The following is a 17,534-nucleotide window of genomic DNA, read 5'->3' on the forward strand; positions in this document are numbered from 1 at the left end:
GTCGGATCACAGTTCACCGGCGGCATTGTCGCGGAAGAAGAGGAACCGAGGAACAGCATGAAGTTCGCCATGGGGGCTCAGACCCTCTCCACACTGACCAAGCAGACGTCGTCGTCGCAGGGCGATCTGGGGACTCTGGTCCGTCAGCTCGCCGCGTCTGCCGAGCCGCTGCAGGGCAAGTTCAACGGTGCTGGGCGCGGGGCGTTCGACGCCTTCCATGCCCACACGGACGAGATCGCCACGGAGCTGAACCAGGCGCTCGCCTCGGTGCTGCGCGGTATCTCGGGGATGGACCAGTCGTTCCAGACCGGCGACTCGGAGATGGCCGATAGCACGCGCTCGCTCACGAGCAGCTCCAACTTCGATGCGGCGCGCTTCAGCGGCCGCGGCTGACGGATTCCAGGACTAGACGGGGAGCAATCATGGGTACGGGAGCAAACCAGGCCGATCGTCGCGACTTCGACACGGCCGCGTCGCAGAACGCGCAGGAGAACTTCAACCGCGTGGCCGCTCAGCTCGAGGCGCTCATTGCGCAGCGCGACGGCGACGTGAAGGCCGCGATGGCCGACTACCAGGCCGACGGCGTCTCCGAGGAGTACGCGGCCAAGGAGCGCCGCTGGAACGCGGTGGCCGGAGAGGTCCGCACGATCATCAGCACGCTGCGTTCGTCGCTTCAGCAGAACGACGAGACCGCGACGAGCACGATGAGCCGGGCGAAGAGCGCAGTCGACAACATCGGATAGCCCATGTCTGGGTGGAACGTAGACCCGGCAGGGGTCGAGAGGGTGCTGACCGATGTGGCGCACCAGGGCACGGTGATCTCGGACGCGCTGGGCGGTTCGGCGGACGGGCGGACGCTGGGGATCGACAAGATCTCCGCGACCGCCGTCACGGCCGCACAGTCCCAGGTCATCGGCGACGCGATCGTGGCGTTCTTCGACCACGAGAAGCCAGTGCTCGCGGGCATCACCAACCGCATCAAGGCCTCGCTCATGGGGGCGTCGAAGGCCACGCAGGAGATCGTGGACGGCGACGAGGCCATGGCCGCGGACACCCAAGCGAAGGCCGTCGCGGCCGCGACGTCCGGGGACTTCTCCGCACTCGGGGGTCGGTGACGTGGGCACGCTGGTTGAGGCGGGGGCGATTCCGTACACGAATGTGGACGTCGAGGCGATCCGCACGGGTGCGTCGTCGCTGACCTCCGCGGCGGGTGAGGTGCGCAGCGGGGGCGCTGCCGTGGTGTCGGCGTGGCGGCCGATCTCCGGGGTCTACAAGGGGCCGGGGGATGCACAACTTTTCTCGGCGATGGATCCCGTGGGGGCGTCCTCGACGGCGTTCGGGGACGACCTGGACAAGGTGGCCGGTGCGCTGCGCTCGTTCGCGGATCAGGTCGAGCCGATTGTGGCGAGGCTCAAGGCCCTGCATGCGGACGCGCTCGCCCTCGGGGGCAAGGTTGCTGCGTTCAAGCCCCACGAGACGTGGAGCTGGATGGCTCTCGGTGATGTCAAGGTGGACAGCTGGGACCAGGACGAGTCGCTCAACAACGAGAACAACCGGATCATCAACGGCGTGGCCGACCAGATGGTCGAGTACGAGGCCGCGGAGCGTACGTGCGCGAACACGATTCGCTCCATCGCCGGGCTGCCGCCGCTTCATGCCCTGACCGGGGCGAGCGACGATCCGCTCGGGTATGGGTACTCGTCGATCCCAGCCGGGACGAAGCTGCCCTGGGGGCAGTCCGCGGACCGGGAGGAGTCCTGCTCGGAGAAGACCGCGACGTTCGTCCCGAGCCTGTTCAAGGGCATTGTGGTCGACGGCGTGGGCGGCACGCTCGCAGGGCTGGGCCAGATGGTCGGGATCACGGTGCACGATTGGAACTTCTCGTGGTCGCGGGACACGGTCACGACGACGTGGGGCGCCATGGGAACCCTGATCTCGTACAACCCGCAGACGGGCCAGTGGGGCGACTGGTCGGGTGCCGGGGACGCGTGGACCAATCTGGGCAAGAGCACGATCGCGTGGGACGAGTGGGCCAAGGATCCCGGCGCTGCGGCGGGGGCGACGATCTTCAACGTCGGCTCGCTCCTGATTCCCGTGGTCGGCGAGGTCGGGAAGGTCGGCGCCGCCGGCCGCGTCGGGGAGGCCGCGGATGGCGCTTCGAAGCTGTCCAAGCTCGCGGCGATCGGGGATCTGACCGATCCGGTCTCGCTCGTGGCGAAGGGCGTGCACCTCGCGCTGCCGAAGCTTTCCGATCTTGCCTCCGTCCTGGGCAGCAAGTTCGACGACCTCAAGGGGCTCGTTTCCGACCACATGCCGAACTTCAAGGACGGCTCGTTCCACTTCGAAGGCTCCCATGCCGACGGCCACGCTCCTGCGGCCCGCGCCGAACCGGTGGCGCCACACGTCGACCGGCCGATCTCCGAGCCGGCCGAGGTTGGCACCGTTAACCGCTCAGAGACGGTTCACACGGGTCAGGGTTCCGACGCCTCCCATTCGGTTAGGGGCACAGATGGACCCGGCAGTGGGGAGTTTGGCCATAACCCGGCGGGGGCCGATGGATCTGCGGCTGATGGAACCCGCCACGAGAAGGCTAACAGCGAGAGTCCGGCGGTGATAGGCCCGGAATCACTTCCGACAGTGGATAGCGCAGGGCACAACATAAGTGATGTTCTAACGAAGAGCAGCCTAACTCCACGTCAGCTCAATGCATATCTCGAGCGCGCGGACCCTCAGGGGTATCAACGATACGTTGAAACTGGTGAATGGCCCTCCGGCGTTCAAATCCCCAAGAGCAGTAGCGTACTAAATAGTGATGGTTCAATAGCTTGGCATCAGGTGCCGCGAGACGGATATCGACTCGACGTCGACGGAAACCCCATCAAGAGCCAAGCGACTCCTCCCGCGGGTTCGGTGATTGACCGGTATGGGCCGCCAAGCGGGCGCTTCACGTCTCCTTTGGTGGATGGACGACCATTCGGATACGATCAGCGATCACTTCCCTATGTTGAGGATCCACTCCAATACCACCGGTATGAGGTTATCGGCGATCTCAATGATATCAAATCCTACTATGACGCCTGCCCAAACGCGGCGCTCAAGCAGGCAATCGACAGTACAATGAGTCGGTACCGCCTGACATGGGAGGAGATGAAGGTCCAAGAAGGAGAAATCGCGCCCGGATTCGAGAGTAATGGCGGCGGAATTCAAGACCAAATGCCCTTGAGTGTCGAAATCCTCCAGTCTCTTGGCCTATTGAGAGAGGTTCACTAATGAATTTGAGGGACGCTATATCGATCGTAGAGGCAGAGGGATTGCCGGGTGCCTTCTTCGGTAAACCAGAGCACGATTACGCCGATTCGACTGTCATCCATCGTGGCGACAACGGGTGGATAGTATATGTCACGGATGAACGAGCGTCTGTGGTCCCAACAGGAACGTCGCACTTCACGAACGAATCCGACGCTCTCGACGACTTCATATCGCGACTGCGCGACCTAAAGAAGTACAACGACCTCTCTAAGAAGCTCTTTGGTCATTGATTGCGCCGGCGACGTACGAGCGGGTTCGGGCATTCAACGCTGCCGGCCCGCTTGAGTCGCCTGAGGGTCGCTTCAATGGTCTCCGCGTGGTGGCCGTCTGCATCGTCAATGGCGCCTACCCGGAAAGGAAATGGTTCGAGAATGTCGGAGATGCGCGGGCTTCTGGCTGAGAAGGAAGCATTCAACGATCTCAGCGTTGCGCTCTACGGCATGCTAGCCGAGGGCGATGACCGCATAGAATACAGGGCTAGCATGACAGTACCGGTTCACTTCACACAGACCTTTGCGTACAATCCTTTCGGGCGATATGAAGCGCCCGACGGAAAGGCGAATTCGCCACTTGAGACGAGCGATGTGCGCGATGCCCTTAAGATGCTACGAAAAGCGTCGTATCGAACTGATGCCGGCACCTGGTTCAGTCTTCGAATCATCGTTACATCCGACGGGGCAGCAACGGCGGAATACAACTATGATAAAGAACCGAATTTCGGTCTCGGAGGAATTGACCCGGTCGCGTATGTGGCGGACCAGGAGGCGTTTCCGAGGGACGAGGGGCACCAGCCCGACTGGCTCAAGCAGCGTCTCGCCGAGGGCCGGGCGGGCCTTGCCGCCCGCGGTGAGTGATGCCGGCGGCTGACGGAGTCGAGGGAAGGGCGAACATCGAAGCCTTCGCCGTCATTGGGAGAGGGGTCATCCTGAACGAGAATTCGGACTTCGAGGGTCTCCTCGCCGACGTCCAGTCTGAAATGATAGCTGCGTCTCTAGAGTACGCGGGGAATGGTGTTAGCGATGTTTACATCTATGCGTCCACCGAGAATGGGTCGATGTTCTTCGATCCGTTTTTTGTTGTGGACGGGGAGGTGGTCGGGAGGGGAAAGTTGTTGAATGCCGACACCTCTATACCTCGCCAGCGTTTATTGATGAAATACGGAAGCATTCAGCTTTTGAGGCTCTGGGAGGCGGGAACAAAATATGGCCGTACGGTGCCGAGTCAGCTCAAGTTGCACTACGTTGTCGCAAGTGGATCGCTCGACGCCAAGTATGAGTACGATGCTCAGCACTCTAATCACCGGACTCTGACAGTTCATGACATCTCCGGCCGCTGGCAGGATGAGATTCGCGGCGAAGCCGCTGGCAGGTATTAGAATGTGCACGTCTGAGCCCAGGCCATACCGGGGCCCGCTGGCCGACGATGTTCATTTTAACCGGCTCAATGAACCTATCTACTACGACGAAAACACGGACCGGGCGATCTTCTACATCCCAGTCGTCGAAATGGAAGTCTTACTAGGATATCTCTGGTATGCAGAAGACGATAGAGCCGGAAGATTTCAGCCGAAATGCTCTGCGGGTAGCGTCGCGAACAATGTGTCGGTGGCGTGGAACCAATTGCTCCGCAGTGCCAAGGCCGACGGTCTAACCCCGTCCGAGGCGATTAGCTGACTCGTCGAGAAAGACGACGTCAAATCAGGATTCGGGTATCCCGACGTTTCGGTGGGAATTAAGCGGTTGGCGAGTCTCGTCGAACTCAAAGAGCTTGCCGGTCGCTAGAGATACTTCGACTCGGAGTCTGCTGCACTGGCTGACATGCTTGACGACCTGCGGGCGCTGAAGAAGTCCGATGAATTAGGATGGGATTCTTGCACCATGGAAGATCGAATGATTGACCAGGACGAAGCTCAAGAGGCGATCCGGCAGGCTCTCCTGCGCGTTCTTCCTGAGGGTGCCGAAAGCATTGCGCTCCGGATGAGTGTCCTGGCCCCCGTGATGAGCGGAACGGTCAAGGCGTCCTTCCCGGATGGCAGCTCGAAGGGAGTCCGGCTGGGGAATCGGTTCGACGATGATCTTGTTGACCGGATGCGCGAGGCGATGTACCGCCCGGGTTCGGGAACGTGGTTCTCCGTGGAGATGACCGTGACAGCCGAAGGCGATATGTCGGCCAAGTTCGACTACGACAACGAGCCGGACTTCGGGCTCGGCGGCGTCGATCCCGTCGCGTATGTCAACGATGCCAAGAAGTTCCCGCGGGACGAGGCACACCAACCCGCGTGGCTCAAGCAGCGCATGGCTGACGGCCGGGCTCGATTTACGGAAAAGGAATACTCAGTGTCGCACCTTGAGACCGGCGTTCCTGGCACGAACTGGGCCAACCCGGAAAATCCTCGCAACAGCACCTGGAACGGCCGCAACGTGACCGCGCTCCAGAACGAATACAGCGACTACCACGAGATGCATGTTTCGCAGGAGCACGTGGCAGAGGCCATGGGTTACCAAATCGGCCGAGCGGACGGAGAGCGCCGGAGCGAGCTGGAGAACGCCCAGGAGGTCGTGACTGGGGCGCTCAATGCCCTCATCGCGGAATCGGAATCCGAAATCAAGAGACTGCTCGCCGAGGCTCTCGGTGCGACTCAGGATGATGTGCAGGCACTTGCGATCTCACTGGACCGCTGCTCCGAATCGCCGATGTTGGGCTGCGTCTACCCCGAACGGGTCGAATTCGGCGCGAAGTGCGTCTTCTGCCACCTCTCCCACCGGTAGCCTGAGCCGTTACGCGCCGGTGGGCCGATCGAAGCGCTGCCCCTCCGGGTTGGGCGCCAGGAGCGAGAAGATGAGGATGAGAATTCCTCCTACACCTGGAACGAGCAGCACGAGCGCGATCCAACCGCTGAGGTTGATGTCGTGGAGCCGGCGGACTACCAGCGCGATTCCCGGCACGATGCTCCCGAGTAGCCACAAAAAGAGGAGCGCAACTCCAACAAAGAGGCCCGGCCCCGGGACGGTCGTGCCGTCCTCCGCAGTGGTCGCTCCCACGAAGCCGAGTACTAGGTAGAGCACGAGGAACACGAACGTGATCACGTACTGTGCGAGCACCCACCACCAGTATTCACTGCGGCTCGCCCTGCCCGAGAACGTCGCGTACTTCCTGAAGAAGCGCTTGACGGCCTGAACGGGGCCCGCCCCATAAAACGGCGCCCAAAGCGGCGGCTCGCCCCATGTCTGCGTCGAATAGTCCTGTTGCTGCGGATAGCTCACGGTTGCCCCCAAGTCACGTGTCACTGAACAAGACGCACGGTAGCGCATGAGGCAGCCGGTGCGCCTGTCAATTACGCGGGAAGGTAGACCGCGAACTCCGTCCGGCCGGGCCGCGAGCTCAGCTCCACCGAGCCGCCGTGCGCCTCGACGATCGCCTGGACGATCGAGAGGCCGAGGCCCGTCGACCCCTCGGTCCCCGTGCGCGCCTTGTCGGCGCGCGTGAACCGGGAGAAGACCCTGTTCTGCAACTCGGGGGGCACTCCGGGGCCGTTGTCGGTGACGGTGATGACGGCGTCGCCCGTTGCCGAGCGCGCCACGCCAGCGGTGACCACGGTCCCCGCCTCGGTGTGCTTCCGCGCGTTGGAGAGCAGGTTGACCATGACCTGGTGGAGCCGCGCGCCGTCGGCCTTAACCTCGATCGGCTCGTCCGGGAGATCGAGCCGCCAGCGATGATCGGGCGCGATGACCTTCTGATCCGTGACAGTCTCGACGACGAGCTGGGTCAGGTCGACGGGCCCGAACTTGAGCGGTTGGCCCTCGTCGAGCCGGGCGAGCGTGAGCAGGTCCTCGACGAGGCGGCCCATGCGCAGCGACTGGCTCTCAACGCGCCCGAGCGACTCCGTGCCCTGCGGCGAGAGCGACTCGGTCATCTTGAGCATGTCCGTGTACCCGCGGATGGCGGTCAGCGGCGTGCGGAGCTCGTGCGATGCGTCGGCCACGAACTGACGCACCTTCATCTCCGACTCCTGCCGCGCCTGGAGCGCGCCCGAGACGTTGTCGAGCATGCGGTTCAGCGCGTGCCCCACGTTGCCCACCTCGGTGCCAGGATGAGCGGCCGACGGCGGCACCCGGACCGCGAGGGCGACCTCACCGGCGTCGAGGGGCAGCTGGGCGACCCGCGCGGCGACGGCCGAAACCTGGCCGAGGGGCTTGAGCGTCTTGCGGATGATGTAGGTGCCGATGAGGCCGATGAGCACGAGACCACCGAGGGAAACAATCACGGTGGTGAGCACGAGAGAGGCGAGCGTGCTGTCCTGGGCAGCGAGCGGCAGTCCGGTGACGATCGTGTCCCCGTTCGCGGCTTGGATGGCCACGAGCCGGTAGTGACCCACGCTGAGGTTCTTGTCCACTGGAACCGGCTGGGTCCCGCTCCCGGGCGGCTCGGCCGTCTGGGCGATCGCCGCGAGGATCGCGGTGTCAGCCTGGGTGATCGCAAGGCGCTGGCCGTCTGGGCCGATGAGCCCTCCGGTCATGAGGTTGCCGCCCTGGTACAGGCGGATGTTGAGTGTCCCTGCGCCCTGTCCTCGAGTGTCCCGCGGGTCGGGCGGATTCTGCGTGGACCCGTTCCCCGTCTGGCCTGTGCCGGGGCTGGGTGCCGGCGCGGAGCCCTGAGACGACTGAGAGTTCGTTCCGCCGAAGAGCGAAGCGCGGCGGCTGGCCTGGAAGAGCTGGGTGTCAAGCTGCTGGGTCAGGAAGTGATCCATCGACGCGTACAGGACCGAGCCGACGATCGAGCAGATCGCGACCAGCAGGAGCGTCATGGCAAGGACGATCTTGGTGCGCAGCTGCCACGAGTTCGGATCAGTCCAGCGCCGGCGTTGACGCGGAGCGGCACCGGACAACGTGCTCATCCGTCAGCGGGCTTGATGACGTAGCCCGCGCCGCGGACGGTGTGGATCATCGGCGTGCGATTGGCGTCGATCTTCTTGCGCAGATACGAGATGTAGAGCTCCACGATGTTGGCCTGGCCCCCGAAGTCGTACTGCCACACGCGGTCGAGGATCTGCGACTTGCTGATGACGCGCTTCGGGTTCTCCATGAGGTACCGAAGCAGCTCGAACTGCGTCGCCGTGAGCTGGATGTCCTCGCCGCTGCGGGTCACCTCGCGCGTGTCCGTGTTGAGCACCAGGTCGCCGACCACGAGCTCGGCGTCGTCCTGCGCCGCCACCCCGGACCGCTGCACGAGGCGGTGGAGGCGGAGCATGACCTCCTCCATGCTGAACGGCTTCGTGACGTAGTCGTCGCCGCCGGCCGCGAGGCCCACGATCCGGTCCTCGATCGCGTCCTTCGCCGTGAGGAACAGCGCGGGGACCTCGGGAAGGAACTGGCGGACGCGCCTCAGCACCTCGACGCCGTCGAATCCGGGGATCATGACGTCGAGAACCATCACGTCGGGGCGGAAGTCGCGGGCGGCCTTGACTGCTGCGGGACCGTCGGCGGCGACCTGCACGCTCCACCCCGTCATGCGCAGCCCCATGCTCATGAGCTCGGACAGGCTCGGCTCATCATCCACGACGAGCGCACGGATCGGGGAGCCGTCCGGGTGCGTCAGCGAGGGGAGGTTGTTGGTCGTATAAGGGCTTGCCATGTTTCCAGCCTCCTGCGGGTCGGTAATCCAAGCCTGAGTTCCCCCTGTGAGGAGCCTGTGGAGCCCAGCCTAGACCCGAGGTACCTGATCCGAGGCGAATCGCGGCCCGGAAGCACAGCCAGTCCAGCCGGTGGGCACAGCGACGGCACAGGATCCCTCTTGAGTCTGGTGTGCAGGAACGGATCACCCCTGGAGGAGAACGCGATGTCACTCGGACCGCAGACCCCGAACCCGCAGGACCGCAACCCGCAGGACCGCGACTCGGAGGCCTCGAACCAGCCAGCCGCTCGCCAGCAGGGCACGGTCCAGCAGGCGCCCACCGAGCAGACGCCCACCGAGCCGGCGCCGACCCAGCCGACGCCCGCCCAGCCGACGCCCGTGAACGCGCCGGCCCAGCCGACCGAGACCCTCTACCCCAACCAGCCCCAGACCGCGCAGGCACCCGCCCAGCCGCAGGTCGCCCAGGGGTGGGCGCGCCGGCACCGGGCGCGCCCGCTCAGGGGTGGGGCGCGCCGTCGAACGCTTCGGCACCCGGCCAGGGCTGGGCGCCCCGGGGCGCCCGCGTCGGGCCAGGGCTGGGGAGCGCCCCGGCGCACCGGCCAAGGGCCGGATCGCGCGCCTCACGCCCGTGCAGAAGGGCCTCGCCGCGGCGGGCGTCGCGGTGGTCGTGGCCGGTGGCGCAGGTGCCGCGGTCTACGCCGCGACGAACGCCAACTCGAACGATTCCAACGCCGCGGGCCAGGGCTTCGGCAACGGTGCCCCGGGCCAGGGCGGCGCAGGCCAGAACGCCCCTGGCCAGAACGCCCCTGGCCAGAACGGCACGGGCCAGAACGGCACGGGTGGATTCGCTGGCCCCGGCAACACCGGCGTCGGCGCGGCCGGTCAGGCGGTGCACGGCGAGTACGTGGTGCAGCGCAACGGCCAGTACGTCACGGAGCTCGAGCAGACGGGCACCGTCACCGCCGTCTCGAGCAGCCAGATCACGGTCAAGAGCGCCGACGGCTACGTCCAGACGTACTCGATCTCCTCCGACACGACGGTCGCGAGCTTCGCCGCGCGCGGAAGCCGCTCGCAGGGCCAGTCGCAGGGTCAGTCTCAGAGCCAGGGTTCGGCCACGAGCCTCGCGACGGGCCAGACCGTGCGCGTCACCGCACTCAAGGACGGCAACGGGGCGCTGAGCATCCTCGTCACGCCGACCACGGGCACGTCGGGCTCGGGCACCTCGGGTTCAGGCACGTCGGGCTCGGGCACGTCGGCCACCCCTGGCCAGAGCAACTAGCGCGCAGCAACTGCGGCCCAAAGCCGCTTCTCCGTAGCAAATTCCTCACGGAGAAGCGGCTGAGGGCAGCACACGCGGCGAACGGAACGCGCCGGGCCCACCCAGGGCGCAGTCCGTCGCCCCGGGGCGCCGTCGTGGGTGTCGTGCTGTACGCGTACTGGTGGGGACGCCCGGTCTCCTCGGCGTGTCGCGCGGAATCACCGGCGCGCCGGCGGTTTAGGCCCCGTTCGCCGTCGTGAACGCCTACGGGAAGGGACGCGTGAGCGGGCTTCAGGCGCTGGCCGGCTCCAAGCACGGCGCGCTCCAAGCAACGGCGGGCTTCAGGCGCTGGCGAGCTTCAGGCGCCGGCCGGCTCCAGGTGCCGGCCGGGCCGGTCAGCCCGCCTGCCGATCAGTACCAGCTGTGCGCGTAGTGGAACGCGAGGGCGTTCGCGGGGGAGCCGTAGCGGCTCTTGATGTAGCCGAGGCCCCAGTCGATCTGGGTGCGGTAGTTGGTCTGCCAGTCGTCGCCGGCGGAGTTCATCTTGCTGCCGGGCAGCGACTGGGCGATCCCGTAGGCGCCGCTGCTCGAGTTGGTGGCCGTGGTGGTCCAGTTGGACTCGCGGTTCCAGAGCGTGATGAGGGCCTGCATCTGGTCCTGGCCCCAGCCGAACTTCGCGAGCTGGCTCGAGGCGTAGGCCTGCGCCCCGGCTGGGTCGTTGACCGGCTGGGTCCTGAGGAGCTCGGCCTTTGCGGCGGCCGCGGCGTCCTTGGTCTGCTGATCGGACTGGGCCTTGGAGACCGAGTTGATCGTGGGGCGGATGAAATCGACCCGGGCATCGGTGGTCGCGCTGACCTGCGGTCCAGAGCCAGCGATCGCGTCCGTCGAGGAGGCCGGGACCATTCCGCCCGCGGCGGCGCCGCCGCTGAACGCGGCGACGATTCCGAGGGAGGCGGCGACGACCGCATTGCGGTAGCGGCTGCCGGAGGTGGTTCCGGCGTTGATGCGGGCAAGGCGGCGGGGGGATTCCGCACGATGGCGGCCGCGCACACGCACAGGCGTGCCCGAGGACATGGTTTTGCTCACGCAAAAGGCCTCTCGCTAGCGCCTGCGAAGTTAGCTGCCGGGTTCGGATGCGAGCCATCCGGCCCCGCCTGATGGCGTGGGCTTCACCCCGGGCCGCGACCCGCGCAAAGCGGGCCACAGGGCGGCCGATTGGGTCCTCCGTCTCTGCCTTCGAGTCCCTCGGGGCACCGGCAGAGCTCGGCGGGCGGCACCCAAGGTCGCGCAGGGTCTCCCGCGCACTCAAACCACCGTACGGGACTCTCGGTTGTTTGTCACATTTGGGTAACAGCGGATTGCATCTGAGCGGCCCCGGTCTCGGTAGGGTGCGAAGGGAGCATGACCTCAGGAGCGGCGCCGCGGCCGCTCTATGGCCGACGCGGTGTCCATATCGTGAGACGCGTGATATGGGAGTTGATCAGCCCCTCGGTTTGCGCTGCGCGCCGAACAATCTTCGGCGAGAGGGCCAAAATGGGCCGGACATATGAAAAAAGCGATTCACATCTGGCGAGCGCCGAATCGTGAGATCTATCACAATCGAAGCCGATTTCTCACGATGTGAGACGGTCAGGCCTTTGTTACTTGCCTGTAGCCATTGTTACGGGGGACACTCCCAGTGTGAACAAGAACTCAACGGCTCCTGCAGTGGCAGAATTCCGCCCCGGCTCACCTGCCGGTCGGTCCATGTGCCGTTGTCGAATGCATAGCTGACTGCGCCACCCCAGCACTTAGCTCTTCGCTCAACCTGTTCAGCATTCGAAGCCTCCCCGGCTAGTCACACACGAGGTCAGCACTCCATGTCGGTTGCATCCGGATACGTCCACATCTCTGTCCGCAACGCCCAGCGCGCTCAGGCCGCTGCCGTCCGCCAGCCTTTCGGAGGCCGCGCGAACGCGCAGCCCGAACCGTACGGCGCGCGCCCGCTGCGCCCCGTCGCGGACGACTACTCCCCGATGACCGCGCCGACCCCCGTCGTCGCGCCCAGCACGGAGCCTGTCCGCTCCGTCGCGTCGGACACCGTGGCCCACGGTTTCGTGCTCTACGTCGGCATCTCCGAGGAGCAGGCCGCGGCGGCCGGCTCCTCGATCGCCCGCATTGCCCAGGAGATCCGCGCCTACGCCCAGAACCTCGTTCCGGGCGTTGAAAGCTACGCCGCGGTCGCCGTCGCCCCGTCAGGCGCCCCGGGAAGCCCGCTCGACGTGGTCCGTTCGACGTTCGGCGACCCGACCATCGGCAGCCGGCCCCGGCCGGAGCCGCGCCCGGCGCAGTTGAGCGACAACCGCCCGAGCGGCGTGCTCATCGACCTCGCTCGGCGTGAGGTGCACCTCGACGGCGCGACCCTCAACCTCACGTTCAAGGAGTTCGAGCTTCTGAACTACCTCGTCGAGAACGGCACGCGGACGGTGAGCCGCGAGGAGCTCCTCGAGAACCTCTGGAAGAACGCCGAGGAGGTTCCCAACGAGCGCACCATCGACGTCCACATCCGCCGCCTCCGCTCGAAGCTCGGGCGCCTCGCCAACACCGTGCGCACGGTGCGCGGCCAGGGCTACCGCTTCTACGAGCACCCCGAGGTCGTCGTCTGGGCCGCGCCGGAGTACTCGATCTAACTCTGGCCTAGGCCGAGGCCTACGCTTGCTCCATGAGCAAGCACCACGTGAAGCGGCTCGTCGTCCTGCGGCATTCGAAGGCGGCGTGGCCCGTCGGGGTTCCGGACGTGGACCGTCCGCTCGCGGAACGGGGCCATGCGGACGCGCCCGAGGCCGGGAAGTGGCTGCTCGCCAACAAGGTGGTGCCGGACTTCATCCTGTGCTCCGTGGCGCTCCGCACGCGGCAGACGACTACGTGGGTGTGCGGCCAGCTCGGCGACCTCGCGCCCACGCCCAAGCTCGAGTCGGGCCTCTACGCCTCGGGCGCAGCCCAGATGCTCTCGGTCATCAACCACGTCCCGGACACCGTGCGGACGCTTCTCGTGGTGGCGCACATGCCCGGCGTCCAGGACCTCGTGCTGCACCTCGCGTCGCGGGAGTCAGACCAGGACGCCTACTTGGACGCCGCGAGCCATTTCCCGACCACGGGGCTGGCCGTGCTCGAGATCGACAAGCCCTGGGCCGAGCTCGACGGGCAGGACGCCCGGCTCACCCATTTCGCCGTGCCGCGGGCCGAGGGGCGGAAGCAGGCGCGCGGCCACTGAGGCTCGGTGACGGCGTTCGCTGGGCGGGCTGGCGCGTGGCTCGGGTCGGCGTCCCGGACCTGGCCCGGTTCCCGCTCGCGGGTGCCGGGCGGCGGGGCTGGCGCCGACGCTGCGGCCACACGGCGCCCACGAACAGGACGGCGAACGTCGTGAGGAGGGCGCCGGCGGCGCCCAGGAAGTACGGGTCGGCGTCGCGGCTCGAGACGGTCGTGACGCGGTCCGCGGCATCATCCCACGCGAGCCCGAGGACCCGCAGGAACGCGAGCGCGCAGCCCACGGTGAGCGCGGTCGTGACAAGGCCGCCCGCCGCCACCCAGTAGCGGTTCATGCCGAGGATCGCGTAGAGCGCGCACAGCACGAAGCCCCCGAGTGCAGCGAGCGCGAGGGCCGCGGCCCATCCCTCGAGCGTCCACGCCGTGAGCGCGGACAGCGCCGCCCCGGCCGCCGCGAACACGATCGTCGCGCGGGCGCTGCGCCGCAAGGGGAGGAAACGCGAGGGGGCCACGGGGCCAGTTTGTCACCTGTGGGGTACGGATTTTGCGGGCGCGGCCGTGTCGTCCGTGGGGCTAGGGCTCGATCGCCCCGAGGACCAGGGAGACGACCGCCCCGGTCGCCTCCTCGAGCGCGCGCTCGGGGTGGAACGCGGCGCGGTCCATCCCGGTCACGAACGCCGCGCCGAACAGGGCCACGGCGACGCCCTCGGGCGTCACCCCGGCCCGCAGTGGGTGCTCCGCGGCCACGCGTCGCACCCCCTGCTCGATCACGGCGAGCACCTCGGCGCGCATGTCCGCGAGCAGGCCCTGCCACGCGCCGTCGGCCCTCCACTGCTCGCCCAGCCACAGCCGCACGAACGCGGGGTACTCGGCGATGAACGCGAGCGCGCGCCCGACCTGGCCCCGCACCTCGTCGAGGGGAGCGGACGACGGCGGGTGGGCGCCGCCGTCGTTCGTCTCGCCGCCGTTCGTCTCGCCGGAGTCGAGGCGCTCCATGAGCAGGCCCATGCCGTAGCGCAGGAGCTGCTCGACGAGTTCGTTTTTGCTCCCGAAGTTGTAGTAGACCGTGCCCTTGGCGACGCCTGCGGCGGCGGCGATCTCGTCCACCGTGACGCCGTCCGCGCCGCGCTGGCCGATGAGCTCCATCGCCGCGCCGAAGAGCCTCAGCTTCGTGGCCTCGGAGCGGGCGGAGCCGCGGGTCGCCGGGGTCCGCCCGGGGCCGGTCCCGCCCGCTGCGGTCCCGCCCGCCGCGCTCACAGCGCGATCTCCGGCTGGAGGGTCTTGAGGCGCCACGTCTTGTTCTTCCACGTGCCGAGGATATTCAACGCGGCCCCGAGGGCCGTGTACCCCACGAGCCCAAGCACGAGCGGGAGGATCCCGGAGAGCTCGCCCCCGTAGATGAGATGCCGCATGCCCGTGACGACGTAGCCCATCGGCAGGATCGCGTGCGCCACCTGGAACGGGCCGGGCGCCATCTCCCACGGGAACGTTCCGCCCGAGGAGACGAGCTGCAGGATCAGCAGGATGAGCACCACGAACTTCCCCACGGAGCCGAGCAGCGACACGATGCCCTGGATGAGCGCGCTGAACGCGATCCCGCCGAGCATGATGAACAGCCACATGAGCCACGGGTGCGCGGGGTTGAGCCCGATCGCGAAGTCGACGACCGCGGTCAGGACCGTGGCCTGCGCGGCCGCGACCACCGCGAACGGGAGCCACCCCCCGATCGCGATCTTCCACGCCGGGGCGTTCGAGGCGAGCGCGCGGCGCGTCACGGGGCGCATGGCCTGGGTCAGCATGAAGATGCCCACCCACATCGCGAGCGAGAGGAAGAACGGGGCGAGGCCCGCTCCGTACGTTGCGGCCTTCGCCTGCGAGACGCTGTTGACCGCGACGGGATCGGCCATGACCTGCGAGAGGTTGCCCTTCTGCGCGTCGTTAGGGTTCGGGACCTTGCCCGAGCCCGAGGCGAGGGCGTCCGCGAGCTGGGACGCACCGTCGTGCGCCGTGGCGGCACCCGCCTTCAGGGCCTGCGCGCCGTCGTCCGCTTGGGCCGCGCCGCTCGCGAGCTGCCGCGAACCGGCGACGGCGGACTGCTCACCGGCCGCGAGCCGCGCCGCGCCCGCGTCGAGCTGATTCGCGCCGCTCGCGGCCTGGGTGATGCCCTGCGTGAGCGCGGGCGTCCCGTTCGCGAGCTGCCGCGCGCCGTCGGCCACCTGCTGCGATCCCGCGGCGAGCTGGGCGACCTGGCCGGCCGCGGCGTGGAGCTGGGCCGCTGCGCCCTGCGCCGGTGAGGCCTGCGTCGCGGACGCGAGGCTCGCGCCGATCTGCTGGGCCTGGGTCGGCGTGATGGTGCCGTTCGCAACGAGCTTCGTGAGCGTGTCGCTGACCTGCTGCTGGGCTTGGGACTGCGCGGCGTCGGCCGCTGCGACCGCGCCCTGGACCTTCTGGTTGAGCTGGGCGTTGCCGGCCGCGACCTGCGCTGCGCCGTCGGCGAGGCGCTGGGTGTCCGCGGGCAAGGACGCCGTCTTCTGCTGCAGCGTCCCGAGCCCGCCCGCGAGCTGGCCGGCGCCGTCGCGGAGCTGAAGCGAGCCGTCGAGGAGCTCCTGCTGGCCGTCCGCGAGCTGGGCCGCGCCCGAGCGCAGCTGGGCGGTTCCATCCGCGAGCCGGCTCGCGCCGTCGGCCACCTGCCCGGCGCCGTCGCGGAGCTGGCCTGCGGCGTCCGCGGCCTGGACCATCTGCGTGTGGATGGTGCCGTAGCCCGTGAGGAGCTTGTTCGCGGTTTCCGTCCCGACCTCCTTCGCGACCGAGTCGTGGACGGCCTTCGTGACCTTGTCCACGATGGTCGAGAGGAGGTAGTTGTTCGAATCGTTCGTGGTGACGTCGAGCATGGCCGGCTTCGCCGAGTCGAAGCTCGCGGGGGAGGCGAGGTTGGCGGAGAAGTCCGCGGGGATGCGCAGCGCGAAGGAGTATGTACCGTTGCGGACGCCGGTCTCCGCGGTCTGGGCGTCGGGGACGCGCTGCCAGTCGAACACGTGGCCCTCGACGAGGCTGTCCGCGACCTTCGGGCCCGCCTCGAGGCGCGTGCCGTCCGGGGTGGTGGCGCCCTGGTCGTCGACCACGAGCGCGGCCTTGATGTGCCCGATGTTCGAGTACGGATCCCAATTCGCGTAGAGGTACACCGCGCCATAGAGGAGCGGGACCATCGTGAGGGCCAGGATCACGAGCTTCGGGAGCAGGCCGGCGGTCATGCGCTGGAGCTCGGAACCGGCGAGCCGGATGACGGTCATGCGCGGGCCTCCTCGCGCTCGCGCACGCCGGCGGCGGGTGCGGGGGCGGCGGGCGGTGCGTCGGCGCCGTCGTTCGTTTCGGTCGGTTCGGCGCCCGCGGGCTGGGCTTCGGCGGTCTGGCCTTCTGCGGGCTGGACTTCCGCTGTCTGGGTGACGTTGCCGACGACGGCGACCTCTCCCTCCCAGCCCGCCGGCACCTCCGCGACGATCGCGAGGACGGCGAGTTCGCGGCCCGGGTTCGCGGCGAGGGCTGCGAGGCGCGGGAGCCAGTCTTCGGTCAGGTCGGAGTGGCGGTCCGGGGTGTCGACGACGAGGAGCCGGACGGCGGGGTCCGCGAGGGCGAGCTCGGTGAGGAGCTCGACGCGGCGGTGGGCGGGGAGCTCGTGGGCCCAGACGTTCGCGACGTCCTCGAACGCGTGGACAGTGAGCCACGCGTCGGGGCTCTGGCGGCGGTGGCGGCGGGGGAGGAGCGCGAGGTCTTCGGCAACGAGGCCGCGGACGCTCAGGTGGCGCTCGGCCTCGTTGATGCCGGGGGCGTCGACGAGCGCGCTCGCGCGGCGGAGGGCCTTGAGGCTCTTCCTGGCGTGTCCGGTGGCGGCGCCCCATGTGGCTGCGCCCGCGTCCGGGGCGTAGCGGCCGCTCGCGGCGAGGGCGAGCGCGGTGCGGGCGTCCTGCCCGTTCGCCTGGACGAGGGTGAGGAGGCCGGTGGGCGCGTCGAACGACGTCGGGGCCACGAGGTCGGCGCGGCGGCCAGCGATGCGGAGCTCGCGAACTGAAAGCATGCTCCCAGTTTAGTCAAA

At 67.7% G+C, this 17,534-nt stretch carries 19 protein-coding genes and 1 riboswitch; of the genes, 11 read left to right on the forward strand and 8 right to left on the reverse strand.

What is annotated here, in order from left to right:
- Positions 1–57 precede the first annotated feature (57 nt).
- The 8 genes from ACOKR1_RS03830 (at position 58) to ACOKR1_RS03865 (ending at position 6,077) form a co-directional block, all read left to right on the forward strand.
- Entirely contained in the window at positions 58–393 is a 336-nt protein-coding gene (locus ACOKR1_RS03830; protein ID WP_422935438.1) for a WXG100 family type VII secretion target, read from the forward strand.
- 29 nt (positions 394–422) lie between these two features.
- A complete protein-coding gene (locus ACOKR1_RS03835) occupies positions 423–743 on the forward strand; it encodes a pore-forming ESAT-6 family protein (protein ID WP_422935439.1) in 321 nt (106 codons plus the stop codon).
- A gap of 3 nt (positions 744–746) precedes the next feature.
- Positions 747–1,115 carry a DUF6507 family protein gene (locus tag ACOKR1_RS03840; protein WP_422935440.1) on the forward strand — a complete coding sequence of 123 codons (369 nt, stop codon included), beginning with the start codon at positions 747–749 and terminating at the stop codon, positions 1,113–1,115.
- Between the two features lies 1 nt (position 1,116).
- The gene (locus ACOKR1_RS03845; protein WP_422935441.1) at positions 1,117–3,270 is read left to right on the forward strand and encodes a glycohydrolase toxin TNT-related protein; all 2,154 of its coding nucleotides are present in this window, start codon (positions 1,117–1,119) and stop codon (positions 3,268–3,270) included.
- On the forward strand, positions 3,270–3,539 hold the full coding sequence (locus tag ACOKR1_RS03850) for a hypothetical protein (protein ID WP_422935442.1): 270 nt from the start codon (positions 3,270–3,272) through the stop codon (positions 3,537–3,539). The genes ACOKR1_RS03845 and ACOKR1_RS03850 overlap by 1 nt, the downstream gene beginning before the upstream one ends.
- A 141-nt stretch (positions 3,540–3,680) precedes the next feature.
- Entirely contained in the window at positions 3,681–4,163 is a 483-nt protein-coding gene (locus ACOKR1_RS03855; RefSeq protein ID WP_422935443.1) for a hypothetical protein, read from the forward strand.
- On the forward strand, positions 4,163–4,684 hold the full coding sequence (locus tag ACOKR1_RS03860; protein WP_422935444.1) for a hypothetical protein: 522 nt from the start codon (positions 4,163–4,165) through the stop codon (positions 4,682–4,684). The genes ACOKR1_RS03855 and ACOKR1_RS03860 overlap by 1 nt, the downstream gene beginning before the upstream one ends.
- A 442-nt stretch (positions 4,685–5,126) precedes the next feature.
- Entirely contained in the window at positions 5,127–6,077 is a 951-nt protein-coding gene (locus ACOKR1_RS03865) for a hypothetical protein (protein WP_422935445.1), read from the forward strand.
- A gap of 9 nt (positions 6,078–6,086) precedes the next feature.
- Here the strand turns inward: ACOKR1_RS03865 and ACOKR1_RS03870 are convergent, their stop codons facing one another.
- The 3 genes from ACOKR1_RS03870 to ACOKR1_RS03880 all read right to left on the reverse strand — a co-directional run bounded on the left by ACOKR1_RS03870 (position 6,087) and on the right by ACOKR1_RS03880 (position 8,940).
- A complete protein-coding gene (locus ACOKR1_RS03870; protein ID WP_422935446.1) occupies positions 6,087–6,572 on the reverse strand; it encodes a DUF805 domain-containing protein in 486 nt (161 codons plus the stop codon).
- Between the two features lie 71 nt (positions 6,573–6,643).
- Positions 6,644–8,113 carry a sensor histidine kinase gene (locus ACOKR1_RS03875; protein ID WP_422935447.1) on the reverse strand — a complete coding sequence of 490 codons (1,470 nt, stop codon included), beginning with the start codon at positions 8,111–8,113 and terminating at the stop codon, positions 6,644–6,646.
- Between the two features lie 86 nt (positions 8,114–8,199).
- On the reverse strand, positions 8,200–8,940 hold the full coding sequence (locus tag ACOKR1_RS03880) for a response regulator transcription factor (protein WP_422935448.1): 741 nt from the start codon (positions 8,938–8,940) through the stop codon (positions 8,200–8,202).
- A gap of 502 nt (positions 8,941–9,442) precedes the next feature.
- On the opposite strand from ACOKR1_RS03880, the gene ACOKR1_RS03885 reads away from it, so the two are divergent.
- Positions 9,443–10,219 carry a hypothetical protein gene (locus ACOKR1_RS03885; RefSeq protein WP_422935449.1) on the forward strand — a complete coding sequence of 259 codons (777 nt, stop codon included), beginning with the start codon at positions 9,443–9,445 and terminating at the stop codon, positions 10,217–10,219.
- 390 nt (positions 10,220–10,609) lie between these two features.
- On the opposite strand, the gene ACOKR1_RS03890 is transcribed toward ACOKR1_RS03885, so the two are convergent.
- On the reverse strand, positions 10,610–11,284 hold the full coding sequence (locus ACOKR1_RS03890; protein WP_422935450.1) for a hypothetical protein: 675 nt from the start codon (positions 11,282–11,284) through the stop codon (positions 10,610–10,612).
- Between the two features lie 4 nt (positions 11,285–11,288).
- A riboswitch (cyclic di-AMP (ydaO/yuaA leader) is annotated at positions 11,289–11,459 on the reverse strand.
- A gap of 598 nt (positions 11,460–12,057) precedes the next feature.
- Here ACOKR1_RS03890 and ACOKR1_RS03895 point away from each other — a divergent pair.
- Both ACOKR1_RS03895 and ACOKR1_RS03900 read left to right on the forward strand, forming a co-directional pair.
- A complete protein-coding gene (locus ACOKR1_RS03895) occupies positions 12,058–12,867 on the forward strand; it encodes a winged helix-turn-helix domain-containing protein (RefSeq protein WP_415856887.1) in 810 nt (269 codons plus the stop codon).
- A gap of 32 nt (positions 12,868–12,899) precedes the next feature.
- Positions 12,900–13,451 carry a SixA phosphatase family protein gene (locus ACOKR1_RS03900; RefSeq protein WP_422935451.1) on the forward strand — a complete coding sequence of 184 codons (552 nt, stop codon included), beginning with the start codon at positions 12,900–12,902 and terminating at the stop codon, positions 13,449–13,451.
- Here ACOKR1_RS03900 and ACOKR1_RS03905 read toward each other — a convergent pair.
- The 4 genes from ACOKR1_RS03905 to ACOKR1_RS03920 form a co-directional block, all read right to left on the reverse strand.
- Entirely contained in the window at positions 13,396–13,956 is a 561-nt protein-coding gene (locus tag ACOKR1_RS03905; RefSeq protein WP_422935452.1) for a hypothetical protein, read from the reverse strand. The genes ACOKR1_RS03900 and ACOKR1_RS03905 overlap by 56 nt on opposite strands.
- Positions 13,957–14,017: 61 nt before the next feature.
- Positions 14,018–14,752 carry a TetR/AcrR family transcriptional regulator gene (locus tag ACOKR1_RS03910; RefSeq protein WP_422935453.1) on the reverse strand — a complete coding sequence of 245 codons (735 nt, stop codon included), beginning with the start codon at positions 14,750–14,752 and terminating at the stop codon, positions 14,018–14,020.
- The gene (locus tag ACOKR1_RS03915; protein ID WP_422935454.1) at positions 14,698–16,734 is read right to left on the reverse strand and encodes a YhgE/Pip family protein; all 2,037 of its coding nucleotides are present in this window, start codon (positions 16,732–16,734) and stop codon (positions 14,698–14,700) included. The genes ACOKR1_RS03910 and ACOKR1_RS03915 overlap by 55 nt, the downstream gene beginning before the upstream one ends.
- Positions 16,731–17,516 carry an ABC transporter ATP-binding protein gene (locus ACOKR1_RS03920; RefSeq protein WP_422935455.1) on the reverse strand — a complete coding sequence of 262 codons (786 nt, stop codon included), beginning with the start codon at positions 17,514–17,516 and terminating at the stop codon, positions 16,731–16,733. Before ACOKR1_RS03920 ends, ACOKR1_RS03915 begins: the two co-directional genes overlap by 4 nt.
- Positions 17,517–17,534 lie beyond the last annotated feature (18 nt).

The sequence above is a fragment of the Sinomonas sp. P47F7 genome (assembly GCF_049332655.1).
In the GTDB taxonomy this organism is placed as follows: domain Bacteria; phylum Actinomycetota; class Actinomycetes; order Actinomycetales; family Micrococcaceae; genus Sinomonas.

Excerpts from the sequence above, each read along its gene's own strand:
- ACOKR1_RS03830 (WP_422935438.1), top strand. The coding sequence starts at position 58 with ATGAAGTTCGCCATGGGGGCTCAGACCCTCTCCACACTGACCAAGCAG.
- ACOKR1_RS03835 (WP_422935439.1), top strand. The coding sequence starts at position 423 with ATGGGTACGGGAGCAAACCAGGCCGATCGTCGCGACTTCGACACGGCC.
- ACOKR1_RS03840 (WP_422935440.1), top strand. The coding sequence starts at position 747 with ATGTCTGGGTGGAACGTAGACCCGGCAGGGGTCGAGAGGGTGCTGACC.
- ACOKR1_RS03850 (WP_422935442.1), top strand. The coding sequence starts at position 3,270 with ATGAATTTGAGGGACGCTATATCGATCGTAGAGGCAGAGGGATTGCCG.
- ACOKR1_RS03855 (WP_422935443.1), top strand. The coding sequence starts at position 3,681 with ATGTCGGAGATGCGCGGGCTTCTGGCTGAGAAGGAAGCATTCAACGAT.
- ACOKR1_RS03860 (WP_422935444.1), top strand. The coding sequence starts at position 4,163 with ATGCCGGCGGCTGACGGAGTCGAGGGAAGGGCGAACATCGAAGCCTTC.
- ACOKR1_RS03865 (WP_422935445.1), top strand. The coding sequence starts at position 5,127 with ATGCTTGACGACCTGCGGGCGCTGAAGAAGTCCGATGAATTAGGATGG.
- ACOKR1_RS03875 (WP_422935447.1), bottom strand. The coding sequence starts at position 8,113 with ATGACGCTCCTGCTGGTCGCGATCTGCTCGATCGTCGGCTCGGTCCTG.
- ACOKR1_RS03880 (WP_422935448.1), bottom strand. The coding sequence starts at position 8,940 with ATGGCAAGCCCTTATACGACCAACAACCTCCCCTCGCTGACGCACCCG.
- ACOKR1_RS03895 (WP_415856887.1), top strand. The coding sequence starts at position 12,058 with ATGTCGGTTGCATCCGGATACGTCCACATCTCTGTCCGCAACGCCCAG.
- ACOKR1_RS03900 (WP_422935451.1), top strand. The coding sequence starts at position 12,900 with ATGAGCAAGCACCACGTGAAGCGGCTCGTCGTCCTGCGGCATTCGAAG.
- ACOKR1_RS03915 (WP_422935454.1), bottom strand. The coding sequence starts at position 16,734 with ATGACCGTCATCCGGCTCGCCGGTTCCGAGCTCCAGCGCATGACCGCC.
- ACOKR1_RS03920 (WP_422935455.1), bottom strand. The coding sequence starts at position 17,516 with ATGCTTTCAGTTCGCGAGCTCCGCATCGCTGGCCGCCGCGCCGACCTC.